18 protein-coding genes are annotated in these 19,107 nt (G+C 69.5%); 10 read left to right on the top strand and 8 right to left on the bottom strand.

Annotation, left to right across the window (positions count from 1 at the left end; genetic code table 11):
• Positions 1-146: 146 nt before the first annotated feature.
• From ald to AUC44_RS12120, 3 genes are all read left to right on the top strand, one after another.
• Positions 147-1,253 (top strand): alanine dehydrogenase, encoded by a 1,107-nt coding sequence (gene ald, locus AUC44_RS12130; RefSeq protein ID WP_062158984.1) that lies wholly within the window; start codon positions 147-149, stop codon positions 1,251-1,253.
• A 411-nt stretch (positions 1,254-1,664) separates the two neighbouring features.
• Complete coding sequence (locus AUC44_RS12125) at positions 1,665-3,515, top strand: ABC transporter ATP-binding protein (protein WP_062158982.1); 1,851 nt, start codon at positions 1,665-1,667, stop codon at positions 3,513-3,515.
• A 25-nt stretch (positions 3,516-3,540) separates the two neighbouring features.
• Positions 3,541-4,434 carry an aldo/keto reductase gene (locus AUC44_RS12120; protein WP_062158981.1) on the top strand — a complete coding sequence of 298 codons (894 nt, stop codon included), beginning with the start codon at positions 3,541-3,543 and terminating at the stop codon, positions 4,432-4,434.
• Positions 4,435-4,520: 86 nt separating this feature from the next.
• On the opposite strand, the gene dnaG is transcribed toward AUC44_RS12120, so the two are convergent.
• Positions 4,521-6,299, bottom strand: a complete 1,779-nt coding sequence (dnaG, locus tag AUC44_RS12115) for a DNA primase (RefSeq protein ID WP_062158980.1) — start codon at positions 6,297-6,299, stop codon at positions 4,521-4,523.
• Positions 6,300-6,710: 411 nt separating this feature from the next.
• On the opposite strand from dnaG, the gene AUC44_RS12110 reads away from it, so the two are divergent.
• Positions 6,711-7,025, top strand: coding sequence for a cupin domain-containing protein (locus AUC44_RS12110; protein WP_062158979.1), 315 nt, complete (start codon positions 6,711-6,713; stop codon positions 7,023-7,025).
• A gap of 107 nt (positions 7,026-7,132) precedes the next feature.
• Here AUC44_RS12110 and AUC44_RS12105 read toward each other — a convergent pair whose 3' ends face one another.
• A complete protein-coding gene (locus tag AUC44_RS12105) occupies positions 7,133-7,507 on the bottom strand; it encodes a nuclear transport factor 2 family protein (protein WP_062158978.1) in 375 nt (124 codons plus the stop codon).
• 134 nt (positions 7,508-7,641) lie between these two features.
• On the opposite strand from AUC44_RS12105, the gene AUC44_RS12100 reads away from it, so the two are divergent.
• Complete coding sequence (locus tag AUC44_RS12100; RefSeq protein WP_062158976.1) at positions 7,642-8,208, top strand: type 1 glutamine amidotransferase domain-containing protein; 567 nt, start codon at positions 7,642-7,644, stop codon at positions 8,206-8,208.
• A 100-nt stretch (positions 8,209-8,308) separates the two neighbouring features.
• A complete protein-coding gene (locus tag AUC44_RS12095; RefSeq protein WP_062158974.1) occupies positions 8,309-9,064 on the top strand; it encodes a sugar nucleotide-binding protein in 756 nt (251 codons plus the stop codon).
• A gap of 492 nt (positions 9,065-9,556) precedes the next feature.
• Here the strand turns inward: AUC44_RS12095 and gcvP are convergent, their stop codons facing one another.
• The 3 genes from gcvP to gcvT form a co-directional block, all read right to left on the bottom strand.
• A complete protein-coding gene (gene gcvP / locus AUC44_RS12090; RefSeq protein ID WP_062158972.1) occupies positions 9,557-12,436 on the bottom strand; it encodes an aminomethyl-transferring glycine dehydrogenase in 2,880 nt (959 codons plus the stop codon).
• Positions 12,437-12,614: 178 nt separating this feature from the next.
• The gene (gene gcvH / locus AUC44_RS12085; RefSeq protein ID WP_062158970.1) at positions 12,615-12,977 is read right to left on the bottom strand and encodes a glycine cleavage system protein GcvH; all 363 of its coding nucleotides are present in this window, start codon (positions 12,975-12,977) and stop codon (positions 12,615-12,617) included.
• Between the two features lie 59 nt (positions 12,978-13,036).
• Positions 13,037-14,035 (bottom strand): glycine cleavage system aminomethyltransferase GcvT, encoded by a 999-nt coding sequence (gcvT, locus tag AUC44_RS12080; protein ID WP_417926374.1) that lies wholly within the window; start codon positions 14,033-14,035, stop codon positions 13,037-13,039.
• 197 nt (positions 14,036-14,232) lie between these two features.
• Between gcvT and AUC44_RS12075 the strand changes: the two genes are divergently transcribed.
• The 4 genes from AUC44_RS12075 (at position 14,233) to AUC44_RS12060 (ending at position 16,348) form a co-directional block, all read left to right on the top strand.
• Positions 14,233-14,628 carry a DUF6979 family protein gene (locus tag AUC44_RS12075; RefSeq protein WP_062158966.1) on the top strand — a complete coding sequence of 132 codons (396 nt, stop codon included), beginning with the start codon at positions 14,233-14,235 and terminating at the stop codon, positions 14,626-14,628.
• On the top strand, positions 14,625-15,146 hold the full coding sequence (locus AUC44_RS12070) for a 2'-5' RNA ligase family protein (RefSeq protein ID WP_062158964.1): 522 nt from the start codon (positions 14,625-14,627) through the stop codon (positions 15,144-15,146). Before AUC44_RS12075 ends, AUC44_RS12070 begins: the two co-directional genes overlap by 4 nt.
• Before the next feature lie 45 nt (positions 15,147-15,191).
• A complete protein-coding gene (locus AUC44_RS12065; protein WP_062158963.1) occupies positions 15,192-15,644 on the top strand; it encodes an SRPBCC domain-containing protein in 453 nt (150 codons plus the stop codon).
• Between the two features lie 71 nt (positions 15,645-15,715).
• A complete protein-coding gene (locus AUC44_RS12060) occupies positions 15,716-16,348 on the top strand; it encodes an SDR family NAD(P)-dependent oxidoreductase (RefSeq protein ID WP_062158961.1) in 633 nt (210 codons plus the stop codon).
• Positions 16,349-16,391: 43 nt separating this feature from the next.
• On the opposite strand, the gene AUC44_RS12055 is transcribed toward AUC44_RS12060, so the two are convergent.
• From AUC44_RS12055 to AUC44_RS12045, 3 genes are all read right to left on the bottom strand, one after another.
• Entirely contained in the window at positions 16,392-16,958 is a 567-nt protein-coding gene (locus tag AUC44_RS12055) for a 5-formyltetrahydrofolate cyclo-ligase (RefSeq protein WP_062158959.1), read from the bottom strand.
• 88 nt (positions 16,959-17,046) lie between these two features.
• Entirely contained in the window at positions 17,047-17,871 is an 825-nt protein-coding gene (locus tag AUC44_RS12050) for a phosphodiesterase (protein ID WP_157445342.1), read from the bottom strand.
• Between the two features lie 186 nt (positions 17,872-18,057).
• Positions 18,058-18,903: a DUF4394 domain-containing protein gene (locus AUC44_RS12045; RefSeq protein ID WP_062158951.1), complete on the bottom strand. Its 846-nt coding sequence runs from the start codon at positions 18,901-18,903 to the stop codon at positions 18,058-18,060.
• Between the last annotated feature and the right edge of the window lie 204 nt (positions 18,904-19,107).

Raw genomic sequence — 19,107 nt, 5'->3', positions numbered from 1 at the left:
GCAGATCGGCGCAACGGGATTGCGGGGTGTGACCCGAAAAGGGCACATGCGGGCAATCCTGATTGCGTCACCAACTGTTAATCTTGCGTTCAAGACAGCATCAACCTGCCGGCAGGAGACACCTGCGCGGCTCACGAGGTCACACCATGCACATCGGACTCCCGAAAGAAATCAAGGTCAAGGAAAACCGCGTCGCCCTCACCCCCGGCGGCGTCGCCACCCTCGTCCGCCGCGGCCACACCGTCACCGTCCAGCAGGGCGCCGGCCTCGGCAGCGGCATCCCGGATCAGGACTACGTCAACGCCGGCGCCACCCTGGGAAGTGCCGACGACGCCTGGGCCGCCGAGATGGTCGTGAAGGTCAAGGAACCTGTCCAGAGCGAGTACCACTACCTCCGCCCCGACCTCCTGCTGTTCACGTACCTGCACCTCGCCGCCGACCGCCCCCTCACCGACGCCCTTCTCGCGGCGGGCACCACCGGCGTCGCCTACGAAACCGTGCAACTCGACGACGGCAGCCTCCCCCTCCTGACCCCCATGAGCGAAGTCGCGGGCCGCCTCAGCGTCCAGGCCGGCGCGTACCACCTCCAGAAACCCGTCGGCGGACGCGGCGTCCTCCTCGGCGGCGTCCCTGGCGTGCAGCCCGGCCACGTCACCATCATCGGCGGCGGCGTCGTCGGCACCAACGCCGCCAAGATGGCCATGGGCCTCGGCGCGAAGGTCACCATCCTCGACGTGTCACAGCGCCGCCTCGCGTACCTCGACGACGTCTTCTTCGGCAAGATCACCACCATGATGAGCAGCGAAGCCAACATCCGCGACCTGCTCCCCACCACCGACCTCCTCATCGGCGGCGTCCTCATCCCCGGCGCCAAAGCCCCCCACCTCGTCACCCGCGACATGCTGAAACTCATGCCCGAAGGCAGCGTCATCGTCGACGTCGCCGTCGACCAGGGCGGCTGCGTCGAAACCATCCACGCCACCACCCACGACGACCCCACCTACACCGTCGACGGCGTCATCCACTACGGCGTCGCCAACATGCCCGGCGCCGTCCCCCGCACCAGCACCTTCGCCCTCACCAACCAGACCCTCCCCTACGCGCTGCTGCTCGCCGACCACGGCGTGAACGCCCTGCACCGCAACAAGGCCCTCATGCTCGGCCTGAACACCCACCAGGGCAAACTCACGTACCAGGGCGTTGCGGACGCGTTCGAACTGGCGTACGTGGCCCCGGAAGCGGCGCTGGCCTGAGATTTCACTTCACCCCACCCCCCAGCCCCCTCCGCAAGCGGCTCATACGAGTCCCCCAGGGGGGCAGGGGGGGCTTTCGTTGCACTGGGCAAGAGTTTCTTTCGATGCGGCGTGTTCGTGTCGGGCGGTGACGGGTCCGGCCTAGACGCCATCCTCTACTCCGCAGCTCTGCGAGTCCGCCCCCCGCAAGGCCCGCGCGCTGCGCGCACGACGGCCGGTGGTGATCTGCGGTTGGCTGCCGTGTGGGACGGTGCGGGCCGCTGATCGAATTTGTTTCGCTTCGGCAGAAGCATGTGTTCAGGGCTCCCTTTTAAGGGGAGCTGTCGCCGTAGGCGACTGAGGGGTTCCGCTGCGCAGCAGCCTCCTTTCCCACTTCCCACTGCCCTGCTGCTTCCCGCGTACCCTGTAGGCATGTTCTCCCGTCCTGGCCGCGCTGCCTCACCCCTCAGTCCGGATGCGCCACGTGTGAAGCGCGATCCGCGTCAGCTGGTGCGCCTGCTGGCGTTCGCGCGGCCGTACCGCTGGGTGTTCGTGGTGGGCGTGGTCGCCACGCTGATCTCCAGCGGCCTGAATCTGGTGTTCCCGGCATTGTTCGGGCGGTTGATCGACGCCTCGTTCCTGCGGGTGGGATCCACGGATACGTCGCAGCTGGACCGGACGGTGGTGGCGCTGCTGGGGATCTTCGCGCTGTCGGCGCTGTTCGGGGCGGCGCAGTCGTTCCTGCTGTCGCGGGTGGGGGCGGGCGTGGTGGCGGACCTGCGCCGGGCGGTGTTCGCGCACCTGCTGACGCTCTCGCCGCGCTTTTTCGGGGAGCACAAGACCGGGGACCTGACGAGTCGCCTGACCTCGGACGTGGGCACCGTGCAGACCGTGACGAGTACGGCGCTGGCGCAGCTGGCGGCGCAGTCGGTGAGTCTGGTGGGCGCCGTGGTGCTGCTCGTGACGACCAGTCCGCGCCTGAGCCTGCTGACCCTGGCCGTTATTCCGCTGGTGATCGGGACGGCCGTGACCATCGGGCGGCGGATCCGCCGCGTGAGCCGCGAGGTGCAGGACGCGGTGGCAGGCGCGAACGCCAGCGCCGAGGAGGCCATCAGCGGCGTGCGGGTCGTGCAGAGCTTCACCGCCGAAGGGGTGGAGGAGGGCCGCTACGGGCAGGGCGTCACGCAGAGCTTCCTGGCCGCCCTGAAACGCGCCCGGCTTCAGGCGCTCATGGCAGGCGTGATGAGCTTCCTGACCTTCGGCGCCCTGGCCGTGGTCCTGTGGTACGGGGGGCGGCTGGTCATGGCGGGCAGCCTCACGCCGGGGAATCTGGTGACGTTCCTGTTCTACGCGCTGCAGGTGGGCGGCACGGTCGTCGCGCTGACCGGCGTGTTCAACCAGTTCCAGGAGGCGCTGGGCGCGTCGGGCCGCATCTTTGAGCTGCTGGACGAACGCAGCGACCTGCCGCAGCCCGCGCAGCCTGCCCCGCTGGCCCGCGCGGAGGGCCGCGTGTCCTTCGGCGGCGTGTCCTTCACCTATGACGGTGAGACTGAAGGGACGCGGGCTGCCGTGCTGCGCGACGTGACACTGGACGTTCCCGCCGGGCAGGTCGTCGCGCTGGTCGGCCCGAGCGGGGCGGGGAAGACCACCCTGGTGAACCTCATCCCGCGCTTCTGGGACGTCACGGGCGGCACCCTACGCGTGGACGGGCGGGACGTGCGCGACTACGCCCTGGCGGACCTGCGCGCTCAGGTGGGCCTCGTGCCGCAGGAGACGCTGCTGTTCAGCGGCAGTATCCGCGAGAACATCCTGTACGGCCGCCCCGGCGCTCGCCCAGACGAGGTCGAGGCCGCCGCCCGCGCCGCGAACGCCCACGAGTTCATCCGCGCCTTCCCGCAGGGCTACGACACGGTCGTGGGGGAACGCGGCGTGAAACTCAGCGGCGGGCAACGCCAGCGGGTCGCCATCGCCCGCGCCATCCTGAAAGACCCCCGCATCCTGATCCTCGACGAGGCCACCAGCGCCCTGGACAACGAATCCGAGGCCCTCGTGCAGGCCGCGCTGGAACGCCTCATGCAGGGCCGCACCACCTTCGTCATCGCGCACCGCCTCAGCACCATCCGCAACGCTGACCGCATCCTCGTCATGGACGCCGGGCGCGTCACCGAGGACGGCACCCACGCGCAGCTCCTCGCGGCGGGCGGCCTGTACCGCGACCTGTACGAACTCCAGTTCCGCGCCGAACAGGACGCCCAGGCTGACCTGAACCTCACCACCAACTGAACGCCAGCGGCGCACAATACCCGTCATGGAACAGAGGGACTTCGGCACCACCGGCCTGCGCGTCAGCCTCCTCGGCCTCGGCGCCGGGCAGATCGGCGACGGCGCACTGAGTGAAGACCACGCGGGCACGCTCCTGAATCGCGCCATCGACCGGGGTATCACCCTGGTGGACACCGCGCGCGGCTACGGGCTCAGCGAGGAACGCATCGGGCGGCACCTCGCGTACCGCCGCCACGACTTCATCCTCAGCAGCAAGGGCGGCTACAGCGCGGACGGCGCCGACGACTGGACACCGCAGGCCATCCGCCTGGGCATCGAACAGGCCCTCACGCGGCTGCGCTGCGACTGGATCGATATCTTCCACCTGCACTCCTGCCCTGCCGAGACCCTGCGCCGCGACGACCTCCTCGGCGCCCTCGACGACGCCCGGCGTGACGGCCTGATCCGCGTCGCCGCGTACAGCGGCGAGAACGAGGCGCTCGCCTGGGCCATCCAGAGCGGCCGCTTCGGCAGCGTCGAGACCAGCGTCAACCTCGCCGACCAGTTCAGCCGCCGCCAGCTGCTGCCCGCCGCCAACGACGCGGGGATGGGCATCATCGCCAAACGCCCCATTGCCAACGCCGCCTGGCGCTTCACGGACCGCCCCGTCGGCGACTACGCCGAAACCTACTGGGAGCGCCTGCGCACCCTGAACATGGACGCCATCCGCCAGCAGGCCGGACTCGACTGGCTCGACCTCGCCCTGCGCTTCACCGCGTACGCCCCCGGCGTCCACAGCGCCATCGTCGGCACCGCCAGCATCCAGAACCTCGAACGCAACATCGACCTCGTCCAGCAGGGCCCGCTGCCGCTGGACGTCCTCACGCATATCGAAGCCGCGTGGACACAGCACGGACTCGAATGGGGCGGGGAAGTGTAAAGCGCAGGGCGAGCAGGGGTGGTCACCCGCCCCCTCCCCCGCCCCTGCGGGGCACCCTCTCCCACAGGGGGAGAGGGTCACAGCGCTTAGGCCCGGGCAGCCCCGCGGACGCGTTTCTCGGCTTCGATGGCGCGCTGGAGATCCTGAATCTGCCGCAGGAGGCCCAGCTGCTCGGTGGGGGCGGCAGAAGGCACCTGTTTTTTCAGCAGGTCCACCTCGGCGCGCATCGCGTCGATGCTGAGGGTCACCTGGATGTCGTCCACGGCGGCCGCGGCGTAGCCGCTGACTTTCTGCTCGTACTGCTGGCTGTTCTCCCGGCCGATGGTGCCCGCGTCGCGGCCCTCGAACATCAGGCGGATCAGGAGCTGTTCCTCGGGCTGCCCGCGGAACACGTCCAGAATGTCGTCGGGCGTCTGCGCGCCGCGCGCGGCCAGCATCACCTTGCGCACCGACTCGTTGCGCCACGGCATGCTGCCGTCCAGTTTCGCCAGCAGCGACGGATCAACGAGCAGCTGCTTCAGGAGGGCCAGTTCGCGGTCCTCCTCGCTGCGCGTACTCGTCATGCCCGCCAGGTGCGTGTCGGTCAGGGTGCGCCGCTTGGCCTTGCTGGCGATCCACTCCATGAGCGCCTCGGGCTTGATGCCGAGCGTCTCGCACGCCGCGCCGCGCACGCCCTCGGCGATCTCGTCCAGGGGGTCGAGGTTCTGCATGCGCGGCAGGAGTTCCATCAGGATGCGGCGTTTGCCCTCGCTGGTGCCCACCCCGTGCCGTTCGATGGCGGCCTGCACGCGGTAGCGGACCTCGTCCAGACCGCTGCTCAGCGCCGTGCGCAGCTGCTCGATATCCCCCGCCAGCAGGGTGTCCGCCGGGTCCTTCCCGCTGGGCACACTCGTGGCGCGCACGCGGAACTTCGCGCCGAGCACCTGATCCAGTCCCGACAGGGTTGCCTTCAGGCCCGCCTCGTCACGGTCGAACAGCAGCACGAGACTCTGCGCGCCCAGCCGTTCCAGCAGCGTCGCGTGCTCGGCGGTCAGGGCCGTGCCCAGGCTCGCCACCGCCCCCGTGAAGCCGTGCTGGTGCATGGTGATCACGTCCATGTAGCCTTCCACCACGACCAGCTCGCCGCCGTTCTTCAGGCCCAGGCGGGCCTTGTCCAGCCCGTACAGCAGTTCACCCTTGCGGAACACGTCCGTCTCCGGGGTGTTCAGGTACTTCGGCTTGCTGTCGTCCAGCACGCGTCCCCCGAAGCCCACCAGCCGCCCCAGGTGATCGCGGATGGGGAACATCACGCGCGCGCGGAAGCGGTCGTACACCCGCCCGGACTCCGGGTTCTCGATGAGCAGCCCGGCCTCCAGCAGCTGCCGTTCCGACACGCCCTTCACCCGCGCGTGCTTCAACAGGCCGTCCCAGCCGTCCGGCGCGAAGCCGATCTCGAACGACTCGATGGTCGCGTCCGTCAGGCCACGCCGCCGCAGGTACGCCAGCGCCGCCTCGCCCGCAGGCCCGTGCAGGTGCTCACCGAAGTACGCCAGCGCGAACGCGTTCACATCGAACACGTCGCGGCTCGACCGCTCGCCGTAGCGGGCCTCCACCTGAATCCCGGCGCGCTCCGCGAGCTTGCGCATCGCGTCCCCGAAACTCAGGTTCTCGGTGCGCTGCACGAAACTGAACACGTCCCCGCCCGCCTTACACCCGAAGCAGTAGAAGTAGCCCTGCTCCGTATCCACCTGGAACGACGGCGACTTCTCCTTATGGAACGGGCAGAGCCCCTTCAGGCGGCCGCGCCCGGCAGGGGAGAGCTGCACGTACTCGCCCACCACATCCGCAATGTTCAGGCGCGAACGAACCTCTTCTTTCGTTCCCACGGCAGCACCTCACCCCCTTTCTGGCAGCCACCCACCGGGCAGCCGGAGACGCCCAGTGTACCCCACACCCGCCCAACCCGCCAGAGGCCCAAAAATGCGCCTGAGACGACAAAAAAAACCGTGCCGCCGGGGCATGCGTCCAGCACGGGAACGCGGCAGCCATACCCACGAGACAAGACGCAGATAGACGCAGAAGAGCGGGGAAAAGAGACGGACGGCGCCCATGGACACCCCCTCCCAGCCTCTCGCGGGGCGAGCTGTGCCAGTCCCCCATGAAGGGGGAGGAGCACAACCTCCTGCCTGTCCACAGGTGAGCGGCCCTCCCGCCTCAAGTTCCGCCCAACCCCGCGTGAACCCGCCTTCAGGCGCCCATCACGCCCGCACCCACCCGCGCGGCGCAGGCTGAGCCGCATGAACCAGTACAAGGTCAGCCAGAGCGATACCACCCACGGCAAAGACGGCGAGCACCACCTCGTCAAGGGGCAGCAGAGCAGCATGCGCCTGTGGCACCGCGAGGAACCCAACGCCGACAAACCCGAACACACCCACGAGTACGAAACCCTCGGGTACGTCATTGAGGGCAAGGTCGATCTAATCGTGAACGGCGAGACGATCAGCCTCCAGCCCGGCGACTCCTACCACGTGCCCGCTGGCACCCCCCACACCTTCCGCGTCACCGAGACCCTCACTGCCGTCGAAGTGACCACACCCGGCACGGACAAGTAAGGCCCCCTCTCCCTTCCGCCGCTGCGCGTATCCCTCTCCCCAGCGGAGAGGGATAAAACTGCCCGCCCCTGGCCTGTGCCGGGGCGGGCGCGTTCTTTCATTGACGGTCAGGCGGGGGTCGCCACCACGAACGCCGCGCTGTCGTAATACGTGCGGAACGCCGAGACCTTGCCGCCCTGCACGTCCAGCAGGCTCACGCCCCGGTACGAGATCTCCCGCCCGCCCGGCAGGCGACCCGACGCCGTCCACTCCAGCACGCCCAGACCCCCCTCCTCCTGCACGCGGGTGAACTCGCTGCGCACCTCCTCGAAACTCCCCAGGTACGCCTCCCAGAACGCCCGCGCACCCTCCGCGCCCTCCCAGGTCTGCTGCGTCAGGTTCCGCAGCGTCACGTCCCCCGCGTGCAGGGCCAGCAGCCCCGTCACGTCCCCGGACTGCTCGGCGGTCTGCAAGGCCTTCGCGAACTCGTCTGTCAGTGTCATGCCCCCCACCCCATCACACCCCCCGGGCGCGCAAGGCAAGAACCCACACCAACTCAAGCCCCCCTCAACCCCGCCTCAACGCGCCTTCAGACCACCATCACGCCCCGCACCCCCCCACACGGCACGCTGAACGCATGACCGACCAACCCCTGAAAGGCAAAACCATCGCCATCCTCGCCGCCGACGGCGTCGAACAGGTCGAACTCGTGAAACCCCGCGAAGCGCTGGAAGCCGCCGGGGCCACCACGCACCTCATCAGCCTCAAGGCCGGGCAGATCCAGAGCATGAAAGGCGACATGGAACCCCAGGACAAGTACGACGTCGACCACACCGTCACGCAGGCCAACCCCAGCGACTACGACGGCCTCCTCCTGCCCGGCGGCACCGTGAATCCCGACAAGCTGCGCCTGGACCCCTACGCCATGAAGTTCGTCCGCGCGTTCTACGACCACGGCGCACCCATCGCCGCCATCTGCCACGGCCCCTGGAGCCTCAGCGAGACCGGCATCAGCAAGGGCCTGAAGATGACCAGCTGGCCCAGCCTGAAACACGAACTCACCCTCGGCGGCGCCGAATGGGTCGACCAGCAGGTCGTCGTGGACAAAGGGATCGTAACCAGCCGCAACCCCGACGACATCCCCGCATTCAACGCCAAGATGATCGAAGAATTCCAGGAAGGCGACCACAGCAGCAAACGCTGAGCCAGCAGTCCGGCCAGCACAGATGAGCAGGGGGCCGCACGCCACACCGGGGCACGGCCCCCCGCCCTGTTCCCCCGGTCCTGTCCGTACACTGCACCCCATGACCCGACCCTGGCTCGTCACCGGCCTGACCGGTACCCTCGCCCCGCACGTCGCCCAAGCCCTTGAAGCGCAGGGGCACACCGTCATCGGCTGGAACCGCCACACCACCCCCGCCGACGACAGCTCCGCCGCCCGCGCCCACCTGCAAGCCCTCAACCCGCAGGGCATCCTGCACCTCGCCCTGGGCAGCGAAGCCTGGGCGCACGCCCTCGCCACGCACGCCCGCCAGCACGACCTGCCGTTCGTGTTCACCAGCACCGCCATGGTCTTCGACCACCACCCAGACGGCCCACACCACCCCGGCGACCTCACCACCGCACACGACGACTACGGCCAGCTGAAAGCCCGCACCGAACACGCCATCCGCACCGCGCACCCCCACGCCGTCATTGCCCGTATCGGCTGGCAGATCCACCCCACCGCCACCGGCAACAACATGATCCAGCAACTCCAGGCGCAACACGACCAGCACGGCGTGATCCGCGCCAGCCGCCACTGGATCCCCGCCACCTCGTTCATGACCGACACCGCCCAGGCCCTCGCCACCCTGGCGCAGGACGGCACCAGCGGCACCGTCCACCTGGACAGCAACGCCCACGACGCCCTCACCTTCCCTGAACTCGTGCGTGACCTCGCCCGGCACCTGAACCGCAACTGGGAGGTCGAGGAGACGGACGACTACACGCACGACCAGCGGCTGATGGACGACACCACCCGCCTGCCCAGCCTGCGCGAACGCCTCGGGCTGAACTGAACAGGGGAGAGGTCGGGTTAGGAGTGAGTGGTAGCTGGCCCGACTATTCAGAATCTGCCGAAGCCTCTCAGCTTGAAATGCTGTCCCAGACGGCAGAATTCAAATCCAGAATCGCTCATTGACACCGTCTGCATATCGGGGTATCCTATTTTTAACACCGCCAAAGAAGGCGGAATTTTTTTTGCCTGCCGATTTTATCTGTCTGGGTGCTGCCCCACGCCCCAGCCCCCTCCGCAAGCGGCTCATACGAGTCCCCTAAAGGGGCAGGGGGAGCAGTCGCTGCGCTCGGCAAGAATTTCTACTGCCGCACCGTCGCTGTAATGGGCGGTAACGTGTCCGGCCTCGACGCCATCCTGCCGACCCCATTGGAAGGCCCGCGCGCTTCGCGCACGACGGCTCGGGGCTGGCGTTCCTCCAGTATTGAGGACGTGACGCAGAACAGAAGAAAGCCTCCCGGACAAGGAGGCTCTCTGATTCACTGACGCTTTGGGCTTACGCCTCGATGTAGTCCTCAACGGGTGGGCAGCTGCACACGAAGTTGCGGTCGCCGTAAACGTTGTCCACGCGGTTGACACTGGGCCAGTACTTCCACTGTTTCTGCGTGGCGGTGGGGTAGGCGGCTGTTTCGCGGCTGTACGCGCGGTTCCAGTCCATGTCGATCAGGTCGGCCTGGGTGTGGGGCGCGTGCTTCAGCGGGCTGTCGGCGGCGGTGATCAGGTCGTCCTGCACGTCCTGAATCTCGCGGCGGATGCCGAGCATCGCCTGGATGAACCGGTCGAGTTCCGCTTTGGGTTCGCTCTCGGTCGGTTCGATCATCAGCGTGCCGGGGACGGGGAAGCTCATGGTGGGGGCGTGGAAGCCGTAGTCCATGAGACGCTTGGCGACGTCCTCCTCGCTGATGCCGCTCTCGGCCTTCAGGGGGCGCAGGTCGATGATGCACTCGTGCGCGACGCGGTCGTTGCGGCCGGTGTACAGGACGGGGAACGCGCCTTTGAGGTGGTGGGCGATGTAGTTGGCGTTCAGCAGGGCGACCTGCGTGGCGACTTTCAGGCCGCGCGCGCCGAGCAGGCGGATGTACAGGTAGCTGATGGGGAGGATGCTGGCGCTGCCGTACGGCGCGGCGCTGACGGCCCCGGTGCTGCTGTCAGAGGTGGGGCGCATGGCGTGGTTCGGGAGGAACGGGGCGAGGTGTGCCTTGACGCCGATGGGGCCCATGCCGGGGCCGCCGCCCCCGTGGGGAATGGCGAAGGTCTTGTGCAGGTTCAGGTGGCTGACGTCACTGCCGATCAGGCCGGGTTTGGTCAGGCCGACCTGGGCGTTCATGTTCGCGCCGTCCAGGTACACCTGCCCGCCGTGCTGGTGGATCAGCTCGCACGCTTCCATGACGCGTTCCTCGTACACGCCGTGCGTGCTGGGGTACGTGATCATCAGCGCGCCCAGGTTCTCGCTGTGCTTCTCCGCCTGGGCTTTCAGGTCGTCCATGTCGATGTTGCCGTCCGCGTCGGTCTTCACGACGACGACATGCATGCCCATCATCGCCGCACTCGCGGGGTTCGTGCCGTGCGCGGAGGCGGGAATCAGGCAGATGTTGCGGTGCGCCTCGCCCCGGCTCTCGTGGTACTTGCGGATGACCAGCAGGCCCGCGTACTCGCCCTGCGCGCCGCTGTTCGGCTGGAGGCTCACGGCGTCGTACCCGGTGATGTCCGCCAGCCACGCCTCCAGTTCCGCCAGCATCTCCGCGTAGCCTTCCGTCTGATCGGCGGGTGCGAAGGGGTGCAGCTGGCCGAACTCGGGCCACGTCACGGGAATCATTTCCGTCGTGGCGTTCAGTTTCATGGTGCAGCTGCCCAGCGGGATCATGCCGTGCGTCAGGCTGTAATCCTTGTTCTCCAGGCTCTTCAGGTAGCGCAGCATGCCGTGCTCGCTGTGGTGCGTGTTGAACACCGGGTGCGAGAGGTAGTCCGAGGTGCGCTTCAGGTCGGCGGGGATGCCGTCCACGAACTTGTGCTGGTACTCGGACAGCACCTTGAACTCCTGACCGTTGTCGTTCTGGCGGGTTCCGGCAATCGCTTCAATCAGGTCTTCGAGGTCGGCGGGCGTGGTGGTTTCATCCAGGCTGACCGAGATCAGATCGTTCTCGTAGCGGAGGTTGATGCCCATGCCTTCAGCGCGGCTCCGGATGGCAGAGGCGTCACCCTTGAACGTCAGCGTGTCGAAGAATTCTCCGTTGACTAGTTCAACGCCAGCCTCCGTCAGGAAGCGCGCCAGGATGCCGGTCAGGCGGTGCGTGCGCTCGGCAATCGTCTTGATGCCTTCGGGGCCGTGGTAGACGGCGTACGCGGCAGCCATGTTCGCCAGGAGGGCCTGCGCGGTGCAGATGTTGCTGGTGGCCTTCTCGCGGCGGATGTGCTGCTCGCGCGTCTGCATCGCCATGCGCAGCGCCGGGCGGCCCTTCACGTCCTTGCTCACGCCGATCACGCGGCCGGGCATGCTGCGCTGGAAGTCGCTGCGGCACGCCAGGAACGCCGCGTGCGGCCCGCCGAAGCCCATGGGCACGCCGAACCGCTGGGCGCTGCCGATCACGATGTCCGCGCCCATCTCACCCACGGGTTTCACGAGGGCGCTGGCGAGCAGATCGGTCGCGGCGATCAGCAGGCCGCCGCTGGCGTGCACGCGCTCGGCGATGGGGGAGAGGTCGTGCAGGTCGCCGTACGTGCCGGGCGTCTGCACCAGCGCCGCGAAGGTGCCTTCGGGCAGGTCGGCGTCGGCGGGTCCGGTGACGATGTCGTACCCGAAGTACTCCGCGCGGGTGCGGATCACGTCGATGGTCTGCGGATGCACGTCCTGCGCGACATACAGCGTGGTGCCCTTGCTCTTCCCGGCGCGCTTGGCGAGGGTCATGGCCTCGGCGGCGGCGGTCGCCTCGTCCAGCAGCGAGGCGTTGCATACGGGCATGGCGGTCAGGTCCATGATCGCCTGCTGGAAGTTCAGCAGCATCTCCAGGCGACCCTGGCTGATCTCCGCCTGGTATGGCGTGTACGCGGTGTACCAGCCGGGGTTCTCCAGCATGTTCCGCAGGATCACGCCCGGCGTGTGCGTGCCGCTGTACCCCATGCCGATGTAACTGCGGAACACCTTGTTCTTCGCCGCGACCGCCTTCAGGTCAGCCAGCGCCTGCGCTTCCGTGACCGGGCCGCCCACGTTCAGGTCACCCGTGAAGCGGATGCTCTCGGGCAGGGTCGTGTCACTCAGTTCATCCAGGCTCCCCACGCCCAGCTCCGCGAGCATGGCGGCCTGTTCGGCGGCGGTCGGGCCGACGTGACGGTCGAGGAAATCAGCGGTCTGAAGCAGATCAGTCAGGGAACGGGTCATGGAGTACTCCTGGGTGTGGGGCGTCGGGGGGGCATGGCGGCGCTGCGGCTCACCCCTTCCCGACCTCCCCCCGGTCAGGCGGAAGGAGTCAGACGTGTGAGCCTCTGGGGGCTCCCTCCCCCTTCAGGGGGGAGGGCTGGGGAGGGGGTGCTACGGGAACGCGCGGCCCGCTGGGGGGTCAGTTGTTCGCGGCTTCGTACGCGGCGGCGTCCATCAGGTCGCCTTCGCCGGTCACGTCGAGCTTGAACAGCCAGCCGCCCTCGTAGGGGGCGCTGTTCACGAGTTCGGGCGTGCCGCTCAGGGCGTCGTTCACGGCGACGATGGTGCCGCTGGCGGGCGCGTAGATGTCAGACGCGGTCTTGACGCTCTCGACGACGGCGATGGTCTCGCCGGCCTCGACGACGCGGCCCACTTCGGGCAGTTCGACGTACACGACGTCGCCCAGCTGGTCCTGCGCGAAGTCGGTGATGCCGACGGTGCCGTCCGCGGCGAGCCATTCGTGGGAGGCGGCGTACTTCAGTTCGGTGGGAGTGGTGGTCATGGTCGTATTCTCCGGGTTTCGGGGGTGGGGGGTGTGTGCGGGCCTACGTGGGCGGCGGGTCAGCGTTTGTAGAAGGGCAGGGCGACGCGGGTTGCGGTGTGGTCCTTGCCACGCACCTCGACGTCGAAGACGTCCGCTCCGGCGTGCTCGGCGTTCACGAGGGCCATGGCAATGGGGTGCCCGAAGGTGGGGCTGCTCGTGCCGCTCGTGACGTGCCCGACGACCGCACCGCCGACCTTGACGGGGTAGCCCTCGCGGACGGGCACGCGCTCCAGCTTCAGGCCGACCAGGGTCTGGGTGGGGGTGCTGCGGATGTGCTCGTGCCCGACGTGGGTCTTGTCCTTCACGACCCAGCTGTACGTGCTGCTCAGCGGGTGGATGGTGTCGCTGAATTCGTGCCCGTACAGCGGGAAGCCCGCTTCGAGGCGCAGGGTGTCGCGGGCGCCCAGTCCGGCGGGCGTCAGGCCGATCGCCAGGAGTTTGTCCCAGACGGTCTCGGCCTCGCTGGCGTCCACGAACACCTCGAAGCCGTCCTCGCCGGTGTACCCGGTGCGGGCCAGCATCACGTCGAAGCCGAAGAGCTTCGCGGGGAAGAAGGCGTTCTTCTTCTTGGCGCTCAGGTCGGTGTCGGTGTGGGGTTGCAGCAGGCTCTCGGTCTGGGGACCCTGCACGGCGAGCAGGCCCCAGCGGTCGCTCTCGTCGGTCAGGGTCACGTCGAACTCGCCGGCGTGCTGCTGGAGGTGCGCCCAGTCCTTGGCGATGTTGCTGGCGTTCACGACCGTCAGGTATTCATCCGGGGCGACCATGTAGATGTAGATGTCGTCCACGAGGCCGCCCGAGACGCCCGGCAGCCAGTTGTACTGCGCGCGGCCGGGCTTGAGTTTGCTGACGTCGTTGGTGGTGACGTGTTGCAGGAACGCCAGTGCGCCGGGGCCCTGCACGCGGAACTCGCCCATGTGGGACACGTCGAACACGCCGGCGGCGTTGCGCACGGCGTCGTGTTCGGCTTTCACGCCCGCGTACTGCACGGGCATGTCCCACCCGCCGAAGGGCACCATTCGGGCTCCGGCGCGCAGGTGCGCGGCATGCAGGGGCGTCCGCTTCAGCGGCTCGGTGGGGGACTGGTTCACACCTGAAACTGTAGCCGACCCACCCCCGGAGCGTCCGGGCCGTCTGGACGCCCGGGGGTGTACGCTGAGGCATGACAGCCGGGAAAAAGAGCGTTCCAAAGGGTGAAAAACGTCAGACTGGAACGGTGTATGAGCAGCTGACCAGCTGGGCACTTGAGGGTGCCCGGCAGGGCCTCACCCCCCGCGACGCCTGGGCCGCCGCGCAGGGGTCCGTGCAGGGTTCACCCAGCACGCTCGCGAAGGGCTGCCCACGCTCCACATTCGTCTCCCTGGCCGAACACGGGTATCTGCGGGGCGTGCCCAGGCAGGCCGACGCTCGCCCCCTGACCCTGAACGCCCAACATGCCCTGCACGCGCGGGTGGTTGCTCAGGCTGACCCTGACCTCCTGAACCGCAAGCAGGCGTGGTGGGCCGCAACCCGCGCGTACTCCGGCACGGACCGGGAGAATCACGCGGGCATCCTGGACGTCCTGCACGCACTGATCACACGCGACGCCCTGACCGACCTACCCGTCCCGTGAGCCCCTCGCACCTGCTGGCGCTGCGGCCTCCGCCGGAGATCGAGGCCCGCATCGTGGCGTTCCGGGAGGCCCACGGCGTGCGCGACGCGGCGGCGGTGCCGCACATCACGGTCAAGGCCCGCAGTGGTCTGGAGGACGACCTGCACTGGCTGGACCTTGTCCCGGCGGTGGCGGCGGCGACCCCGCCCGTCCCGGTCGAACTGCTTGCGCCGCGCGTGTTCCCGAACGGCAGCGCCCTGTACCTGCCTGCCCGCAGCCCCGGCACCGTGCGGCTGCACCTCGCCCTGCTGGACGCCCTGCGGCCCGCGCGCCGTTTCGGGTACGAGGGACCACACTTGACCCCGCACCTCACGCTGGCCCTCGGGCGGCGGGACGTGAATATGGACGCCCTGCTGGACGCGGCGGGGCAGGCGTTCACGCACCCGCTGTCATTCGCCGCCACGGACCTCGTCTGGATGCGCAAGCCCGGACCCGGCGGCGCGTACCGGCCCGTGCAGCGCTGGACGCTGGGTGGGTAGAGGTCGTTGCCTCGTGGCAGCACGCTGCACCCGGTAGACTCGCTCATGCCCCGTGTCGCCCGGACCGAGATCACCGTGCAGGCCCCCCTGGAGCGGGTCTTCGACCTGCTGGTGGCGTTCAGTGCCTACGGCAGCTGGAATCCGTTCGTGGTGGAGGTCACGGGGGCTGAACGTGCGGCCGAGGGCGTGCGGATGCGATTCAAGCTGCCCTGGCGTGGGGGCCGGTTCATGCACTCCGACGAGCAGGTCACGCGCGTGCAGCCCCCGGCAGGCGGCGCGGCGCTGGTCGCGTGGCGGTACGACAGTCCCCTGGCCCGCTGGGGCCTCCTGCGGTCGGAGAGGGTGCAGACGCTGCGGCACCTGCCGAACGGCGACACGGCCTACGTCACCGAGGAGGTCTTCCACGGCCCGGCAGCGGCACTCGTGCCCGTGCGGTGGGTGCAGGCGGGGTTCGAGGCGCAGGCGCGGGCCATGCGGGATCACCTGTCGCCTAACTAAGGGATGGCTGCCGGGCTGGTTCGGTGTGCCCTCCGACGGTCCCGGCGCGCCGGGCGTCGCCTACTACCGGCATGCATACCCTGATTCTGGGCGCGACGGGCGGGATCGGCGCGGCGACGGCGCGGGCCTTTGCGGCCGCTGGACACACGCTGATCCTCTCCGGGCGGGACGAGACGCGACTGGCGGCGCTGGCCTCCGAGTTGGGCGCGACCGGCCGCGTGGCGGACGTGGGCTTCGAGAGTCACGTCCGGACGCTGCTGGAGGCCGCACCAGAGCTGGACACGCTGGTGTACGCGGCGGGCGCGGCGCTGCCCGAGCCGCTGCGGGAGGCGGACCCCACGCACGTCCGGGGGGTGTGGAACGCGAACTACTTCGGGGCGCTGTGGGCCATGAAGCACGGGCTGGGGCGGCTCGCGCCCGGCGGGCGGGTGTACCTGCTGGGCGCACGGCCGGAACTGGTGACGGCGCGGGGCTTCAGTCAGTACGCGGCGAGCAAGGCGGCGCTGGCCCGCGCGGCGGAGGTCGCGCGGCTGGAGCACCGGGGCGTCGGGATCACGCTGGTGCTGCCGCCCGCCGTGGAGACGGGCCTGTGGGCGCAGGTGGGCCGCGTGCCGCGCGGCGCGCTCGGGCCGGACGTGGTGGCGCGCGCCCTCGTCGCGGACCGCGCGGGCGAGGCGCAGGCGGAACTCCGGATCGACGGGTAGCGGGCCGGGCGTCCCCGTCCCTTCAGGACCGCCGCGTGCCGGGTCACCCCGGATGGCCCTGGCGGGTGTCGTGCGAGCCCCGCTCGGTGACGAGCCACTGCGCGGGGCAGTCGTGCGGGTCGCGCGGCAGTTCCGGCACGAGCAGGGCGGCCTGGATCACGCCGATCGTCACGCCCCGGAATGCGGGCAGCAGGCGGTCGTAGAAGCCCCCGCCGTAGCCCAGGCGCATGCCCGCGTGGTCGAAGGCCAGCCCCGGAAGCAGGATCGCGTCCACGGTGTCCAGGGCGACCTGCGGGGCGTCGGCGGGCGGTTGCAGCGCGCCGAAGCGGCTGGGTTCGGTCGCGGTGTCCCAGGGGTGCAGGGTCAGGCGCGGCTGGGGCCGGAAGCGGGCGCGGGGGGCCAGGAACTCGAAGTCGCCGCTCAGGGCGCTCACGTCCGGTTCACCGCCCAGCGCGCGATAGGCCAGCACCCGCCGCGCACCCAGGCCGCGCAGCAGGTCGCGCAGCGCGCCCATGACCGGCGCGGACACGTCCGGGAGCTCGCTGCGCACGGCGCGCGCCCAGGCGCGCCACTCGGACTTCGGAGCATCGGGCGGGAGGGCGGCAGGCACGTCCGACACTATGCCAGGGCGCCCCGGTACCAGCACGTCCCGGTGTCAGCCACGTCCCGGTGTCAGCGCGCCCCGGCCGCGCCGGGGATCAGAGCGACAGGTACGGGCCGTGTGGGGGATCGAAGTCGTGCCAGCGGTCCCCGTCGAACAGGGGGTGCCAGGGCGCGGGGGCGATGACCTGCGTGAAGGAGTTCAGGCCCGTCTCGGGCGTCCAGGCGTGCAGCAGGCACATGGGAGGCTGGCGCTGCACGCGCAGCTGCGCCGGCCGGCTCAGGTCGGGGTGCAGGGTGGCGTCCGTGCCGGGGCAGGTCATCACGGTGGTGTGCGCGAATCCCGCCGTGAGGCTCATGTGCAGGTGCCCGGCCACCACCCGCAGCACCTGTGGGTGGTCCAGCAGCAGGTCGCACAGCGCCTCGCGGCCGCGCAGGTCCATGCCGTCCATGACGTGCAGGCCCGTGCGCACCGGCGGGTGGTGCATGAACAGCAGCGTGGGCCGCTCCGGGGCCTCGCGCAGCCGCGCCTCCAGCCAGTCCAGCCGCGCGCCGTCCAGCTCGCCGCCTCCGTGCCCGGGCCGGTGGGTGTCCAGGCCGATCAGGCGCAGGGGGAAGTCGTCCACGGCGTATTGCAGGAAGCCCGGCAGGTTCGGTGCGGGCGGCGGGTACAGCGTCAGCAGCGCCGCGCGGTCGTCGTGGTTGCCCGGCACGATGAAGACCGGGGCGCGCAGGGGCCGCAGCAGGTCCTGGAACAGCGCGTACTCGTCCGGGTGCCCGTGTTCCACGCAGTCCCCGGTGATGAGGACCGCGTCCGGCCCCGCCGGCATGGTGTTCACGTGCGTCACGGCGCGCGCCAGCGCGGCGGCCCGGTGCGGGAACCGGAGGTCGATGTGCGGATCGCTGAACTGAACCACCTGCATGTCATTCACCCCTGACCGGCGCGGCCGCTGGGCGGGGCGCACAGCTCCAGTGTGCCTCTTCGCGCCTGACCAAAAATGCACATTTGTCCATCAAGTCTTCAGTTCCGCTGCCCCCTGACCGGTGGGGCCGGACGGGCAGCGGCGGAGCGGCTGTCGCTCGCCACTCCGCCGCACAGTGCCCGCCGGTCAGGGCGTGGCGAGTTTCAGAGCCACGCTGCCGAGCATGACATTCAGGTTGCCCTTCGCGGTGGCCTTCCCGGTGGTCAGGTCGACGGTGTACAGCGTGGTGCCGCTCGCGCCGGCGCTGCTCAGGAGGGCGGTGTTCGCGCCGGCGATGTCGAAACCGGTCTTGCCGGCCATGACGTCCACGCCCAGGGCCCCCACCGTCTGGAGGGTGTTGAAGGTCGGGCCGCCCGCTGCCGGGTGCGTGATGAGGGCGTCCAGATCGGCGTCCACGGAGTACAGCGTGGTCGGCTGACCGGAGTTGGCCTTGCCGGTGTCGTTGAACGAGTTGGTGTACGCCGCCGCGACCAGGTTGGGGTTCCTGCCGGCATTCGCGTCGGTGGGCCCGTACGCGAAGGTGCCGTCGGCCGTGGTGCCGCCGGTCGCGGGCACCGGCGTGGCGGCCAGCGTGTGGCGGTAGTTCGCGTCGTCCGTGCCGATCACGCGCAGGCGGTTCGCCGCCGGGTTGAAGTCCACGGCCACGGCCGATTTGCCGTTCAGGGCGACGCTGCTGTCGTCGGTGCTCCAGCCGGTGGCCGGGTCGATGCGGTACACCTTGCCGCTGCCCGTCACGCCATACAGCTGCCCGTCGGTGTTGCGGACGTCCAGATCCACCAGCGTCTCGCCGGCCCCCAGACCGTTGATGCTCAGGCTGCTCAGGCTGGCCTGCGGGTTGTCCAGGCCGAAGGTGTACAGCGTGTTGCCGCCCAGGCCGTAGGCGACCTGCCCGGCGGGTGCGGCGGGGGTGCGGGGCGCCGAGCAGGACGCGAGGGTCAGGGCGGACAGGATCAGCAGGGCAGCGTGTTTCATCGGGAACCTCCGGGAGGAGCGGGGAGCGGCGGGGCCGACAGCGCGGACTGGAAGCGGGTCGGAGTCCGCTTCTCTACCCAGGGCTATGCGGGCCGCCGCCCATCGGATCACACGCCCTCTTCATGCATCCTTCATGGGTGGGGTCGGCCCGGGCGTGGGCGAGGGGCTCCCTCGCGGCGCCCCGCCTCTGGTCGCCGCCCCCCG

This window comes from Deinococcus actinosclerus (genome assembly GCF_001507665.1).
In the GTDB taxonomy this organism is placed as follows: Bacteria; Deinococcota; Deinococci; order Deinococcales; family Deinococcaceae; genus Deinococcus; species Deinococcus actinosclerus.
Note: the sequence above shows the minus strand (reverse complement) of the source record. Positions and strands in the feature narration are given on the sequence as shown.